The organism is Micromonospora globispora, assembly GCF_003857015.1.
GTDB lineage: Bacteria > Actinomycetota > Actinomycetes > Mycobacteriales > Micromonosporaceae > Micromonospora > Micromonospora globispora.
Window position 1 is genome coordinate 1 of the sequence record NZ_QGGF01000679.1, and the last position, 1313, is coordinate 1313.

Consider the following 1313-nt stretch of genomic DNA (forward strand, 5'->3'; position numbering starts at 1 on the left):
ATGCCGGCGTCGTCCGCCCACGCCGGCGGCGCGGCGGGTGGCGGGCCGGCCGCCATTTCCCGGTCGTAGGGCGCCAGCTCCGGCCAGTGTGCGATGAGCAGTTCGCTGGCCCCGTCCCACTCCCCAGCGGCCAGCGCGTGCCGCAGCGCCTCCGCCGGCCGGCCGTTCCCGGCGTACCAGCCGGCCGCCCGCCGGTGCAGGTCGGGCAGCTCGTCGGCGGGGAGCCGGCCCAGCTCGTCGCGGAGCAGGTCGGCCAGGAGCGGATGGCACCGGTACCAGGGCGGGCTGCTGTCGTCGTGGCGCACGAAGCCGCTGTCTCGGGCCAGCGCCGTCAGCACCTGCGCCGAGTCGGTCCGGCCGGTGACCGCGTCCGCCAGGTCGGCACAGACGGCGGCCGCGACCGCGCTGCGCCGCAGCAGTTCCCGGGCGTCCGGGTCGAGCGCGCCGAGCACCTCCTCGCGCAGGTACCCGGCCACGTCCGGCTGGTCGCCGCTGAACCGCTCCACCCACCGCGCCGGGTCCGGCTGGGTCCGCAACGCCAGCGCGGCGAAGCGCAACCCCGCCGGCCAGCCCCCGGTCCGTTCCCGCAGCCGGGACACCGCGGCGACCGGCAGCCGTACCCCGTGCGCCACCAGCAGGTCGGCCACCTCGTCCTCGGTGAAGGCCAGCTCGTCGGGGCCGATCTCGGTCAGCTCGCCGGCGAGGCGCCACCGGTGCAGGGCGAGCGGCAGCTCGGTACGCGCCCCGACCACCAGCCGCAGCCGCTGCTCGGCGTGCCGGAGCAGGAACTCCAGGCCGGTCAACGCCGCCGGATCGGTGATCCGGTGCAGGTCGTCCAGGACCAGCAGCACCGGGCGTTCGCGGGCGGCGAGCGCCGCCGCGAGCAGTTCGAGCTGGTCGGGGCGGGGCGGGGTGTCCGGTACCGGAGGCTGCGGGCCGTCGTCCGGCATCCCCTCCGCCGCGGCGCGCAACGCCGCTGCCAGGTACGACCAGAGCCGTTCCCCGGTGTCGCCGGTCTCCACCGCCACCCACGCCGGTGGCGGCTCGGCCCGGGCCACCCGCGCCCACGAGGCGAGCAGGGTGGTCTTGCCCCAGCCGGCCGGCGCGGAGACGAGGGTGACCGGTCCCGCGACCCCCTCGTCCAGCCGGCCCAGCAGCCGGGGCCGGACCAGCACCGGCTCGGGCAGGGCGGCCGGCGACAGCCGCGATGCCAGCAGCGGCGGCCGGGGCCCGGACGTGTGCGTGGAGGCGGTCGGCTGACCCCAGGCCGACTCGGTCGCCGCCGCACCGGTGCCACCGTTGTCGCAGCAGGC

General features: G+C 78.1%; 1 protein-coding gene. It reads right to left on the reverse strand.

Translation table 11 applies throughout. The features are described from left to right. The coding region (locus tag DKL51_RS31795; RefSeq protein ID WP_148097912.1) for a winged helix-turn-helix domain-containing protein at positions 1 to 1217 on the reverse strand (1217 nt) is incomplete at its 3' end. Positions 1218 to 1313 lie beyond the last annotated feature (96 nt).